Here is a 3793-nt window from a genome sequence, read left to right as displayed (position 1 = left end):
TTGCCTCTTGCCTCTTGCCTTTCCCTAGCTGACGGCTAACTGTTGATACCTAACGCCTTATATTCACTTCTATCATTTATCGACTTGTATAGAGAATCAAGCATTTTATTTACCTCTGGAGGTTGGGATGTAAAACGGATATAAAACCCTTTATTTTCTGGTTCAATTGACGTCACTTTAGCATAGATATCATCACTATATTCTGCTTGGTATTGATTTAATATATTCAGGCTTATATTACTTAGCTCTACCGGGAAATTCTCTCTTATTATCTCATAGGAACGCACTTTCGCTCCCTTAGCTGAAAGCTGAACTAAACTTCCAAGAAAAAGATTTTTACCGATATGCTTTTCTTCCAAAATTTTGTAGGTGAGTGGTATGGCTTTAGGAAGGAAAAAAAATTCTTCATCTTCTTTAGGTAGAAAGAGATTGTAGTCATCACCAATACCCACAACTTGATAGATAGTAATTGGCTGTTTAACCCCTTTTGGTTGTACCTGTTTGTGCCCGTGAGTAATCACGATTGACTTAACCTGTTCAAAGGTAGATTGTGAAATAAGAATTTGACCACCTATGGTATAGGATTCAATGCGATAGGTTAAGTTGACTTGGCTACCCACTACACTGTAATCGGTGCGTTTTTCCGAGCCAATATTACCCACCACAACATCACCTGTGTTGATACCAATACCCATTTCTAGAGGTGGATAGCCCCACTCATTCATCGTTTCGTTGACAGGAACCATTGCCAATTGCATCGCCACAGCACAAGCCACTGCCCGTTTTGTATCGTCTTCTCTCGCCGTAGGAGCACCAAACAAAACCAAAATTCCATCACCCATGAACTTATCAATGGTTCCTTGGTATTTAGTAATCACCTCTGACATATGTTTCAGATAGAGATTGAGAATTTTAACCACTTCTTCCGGAAGCAATCGTTCTGATAGCGCTGTAAATCCTCTTAAATCAGAGGTTAGTATGGTGAGAGTTTTGCGCTGGCCTCCCAGTTTCAATTCTTCGGGTTTTTCCAGTAACTTATCTACCACTTCCTTACTCAGGTAACGCCAAAAAATCTGACTAATGATTTGATTCCTTTTTTCTAAATCTTGGTTAGCTTCAGCCAAATCAGCCGTGCGTTCCCTAACCCGCCTTGTTAATTCCTTTGCTGTTTGACGCAATCTACCGATAACCAGAATTAGCCCTGAGAGTGCCAACACAGATAGTCCTCCTAAGGTGATAAATGTACTCCTCAGACCCATTTGTGTGTGTACCACAAATTTGTCTAGAGGCTGAATTATTTCCAAAACACCTCTGACATCTCCTACTTTCCAATCCATTCTGGGACTATCCGGATGGCTGTTATGACAAGCAATGCAGCTAGGCTGCATAATGATGGCTTCTGCATATCGAAATGAAGAACGACCTTGGATCTGCTCTTGGCGAAAAAATGACTGAGTGGGATATTTTCTCAAGAATCTGAGTGCATCCCATTCAAAATCATCTTTCGGACCCCCTTCACCTTGTCGATTGGGAAACGGATAATCACTGTAAAGCCTGATTAAAGCTCCCGTATCATTGGCACTGATGCGCGAACCCAGTTCTATCACATAGGTAGCTGGATTAGGAATTCCCCCTTTTTTGGTAGTGTAGTCATGGGTAACGGTAATCCCATCAACAGTTTTAGCACGAGTAACCACCTCAGTACTGTAGAGGTTACGTGCCTCATTAATAAGTTGAGCGGATAAGGCTGAATACTCTAGTGCGTGGGATTCAATTAGATCCATTGACAGACGAGACATACTTGAGAGGGCAATTCCCACTCCCAGGCAAAACATGATCGTTAGAACCAGGATTATTCTCTGAAAAATTTGGTTTAGTAACCAGTTCCAGAATTTAAAAATTAGGTGTCGCATCCCATAGAAACCCTAACCGAAAAGCGTTTTATTCAAAATCCCTTTCACCCCTGGTTGAGAAGACAATCTCAGAGGTGATAGTTATAGAGTTCTCTGAAATGCTGCCAAAACCTAAATTTCGCTTCCAGAAGGACTAATACCGTAAGCATTCAGCCGTGAGCTTTTAGCTCACGCTACGCGAACAGCTAGCTGTCAGGCGTCAGCTTTGTGGCACAGGCCACAAGCGCTGTAACATAACTCAAATTAAATGAATGCTTAAGTCTTTTATTTAAAAGACTTAACTCACATTAAAAGAATGCTTACCTCTTTTATTCAAAGGTGCGCTTTCCGCATCTAATTATTAAATGCCCCACGGGTCGCACCTAAAAGCACCGATTGCGCTACTTGAGGTGCTGCGCGAACAGTAGCACCATCTGTAGCGCATTAGCTGATAGCTGATAGCTGATAGCTGATAGCTGATAGCTGATAGCTGATAGCTGATAGCTTACCTAATACCTAATAGTTAATCGAGCCAATTTGAAAAATCCTGGGAAAATTGCTCAAGAGACAACAACTGAATTCTCGGGTCATGACCAGCAGATTCTTGCTCAGCTTTGGTGTTGTAGCCCCAATCAGCTAGATACAGTTTCACCGGTTTGAGGTCTGGCTGCTGTTGCACAGATTGAAGGGTCTTGAGCCGATCTTCCACAAACCATAGTGTTACGGCTTCCCCTGGAAAAGTTTCAATTAATTGTCGTAGGGTTTGATGTTTGGGTCGTTTGGACTCCTTGCCAATAATCCTCTCTTGTGGTAAGTTAATACCTTGTTGCTGCAATAGCTGCTTGATGAAGCGTCCTTCTTTAGTAGAAACAATATATAGCTGTGTGGTATTTGTAGAAAGTATTTGATCCAACCGCTCAATCACACCAGGATAAAATTGGTGTAGACTCAACCAAGCATCTAAATCGGTGGTAATCCATTTATCCCGAATAGTGTCTAACTGCTTAGCTATATCGGTTCTGTCTAAGGTCTCGGAATTAACGATAGACTGGGCAACTGCTGACCAATCCTGCAAAATCTTCTCTTCTGAAATACCGAGAATCAGCGCGTGAATCAATATTGGCATTTCCCAGCCGGTTTCGATCACAGGTCGTAAGCGGTAGAAGCTAGCTGCTAAATTCTCGGGTGGTGTTTGACTAGCGGGTTTCCAAATTTGACAGTATGTACGCCACGCGGTCTGAAAATACTCTAATAGTCCGTTACACAGAACACCGTCAAAGTCGAGAGCCAGAATTGTGGGTACCATTTCACTTAATTAATACTTATGAATACTACAAATTACTATACTCAAGATTAAGGGAAAAAAGTCAAAGATTTTACCTTTACATTTTCCCCTTAATCTTTACCATTATGCAATATAGCAATCCGATCTGATTCGTGAAAGAAATGGGCTGCTTTAAGGCAGAAGGCAGAAGGCAGCTATGCTGAAGGGACCGGAGTTGGAACTAGTTTTTAAGAAGTCCAGTGATTTTACAAATGATTTAGGATTGCTATAATAGATAGCAAGGTTTTAGTGAATTGGTATAATTTTATAGCACCCTATCAAGTGATATAGCAATCCGATCTGATTCGTGAAATAAATGGGCTGCTTTAAGGCAGAAGGCAGAAGGCAGCTATGCAGAAGGGACAGGAGTTGGAGCTAGTTTTTAAGAAGTCCAGTGATTTTAGAAATGATTTAGGATTGCTATAGTCTCTATGCAACTCCAGCAAATTTAAGAAGATCGACAATACCAAATATGCCTGGATGTGAAGCCAGTGTTGGTCTCCAATCCTGGTCTTGATTTAGATATAGCAATTATCATAGCTATGAGGTACACAATTTCGGGATTTTAGGGAACAGC

At 41.3% G+C, this 3793-nt stretch carries 2 protein-coding genes; both read right to left on the bottom strand.

From position 1 onward, the window contains the following. Positions 1-35: 35 nt before the first annotated feature. On the bottom strand, positions 36-1835 hold the full coding sequence (locus F6K20_RS28405) for an adenylate/guanylate cyclase domain-containing protein (RefSeq protein WP_287296900.1): 1800 nt from the start codon (positions 1833-1835) through the stop codon (positions 36-38). A gap of 580 nt (positions 1836-2415) precedes the next feature. Further along, positions 2416-3198, bottom strand: a complete 783-nt coding sequence (locus F6K20_RS28400) for an HAD family hydrolase (protein WP_008178737.1) — start codon at positions 3196-3198, stop codon at positions 2416-2418. Between the last annotated feature and the right edge of the window lie 595 nt (positions 3199-3793).

Source organism: Moorena sp. SIO2C4 (genome assembly GCF_010672485.1).
In the GTDB taxonomy this organism is placed as follows: domain Bacteria; phylum Cyanobacteriota; class Cyanobacteriia; order Cyanobacteriales; family Coleofasciculaceae; genus Moorena; species Moorena producens.
The sequence above is the reverse complement of the archived record's forward strand: the minus strand, read 5'-3'. Positions and strand labels throughout refer to the sequence as shown.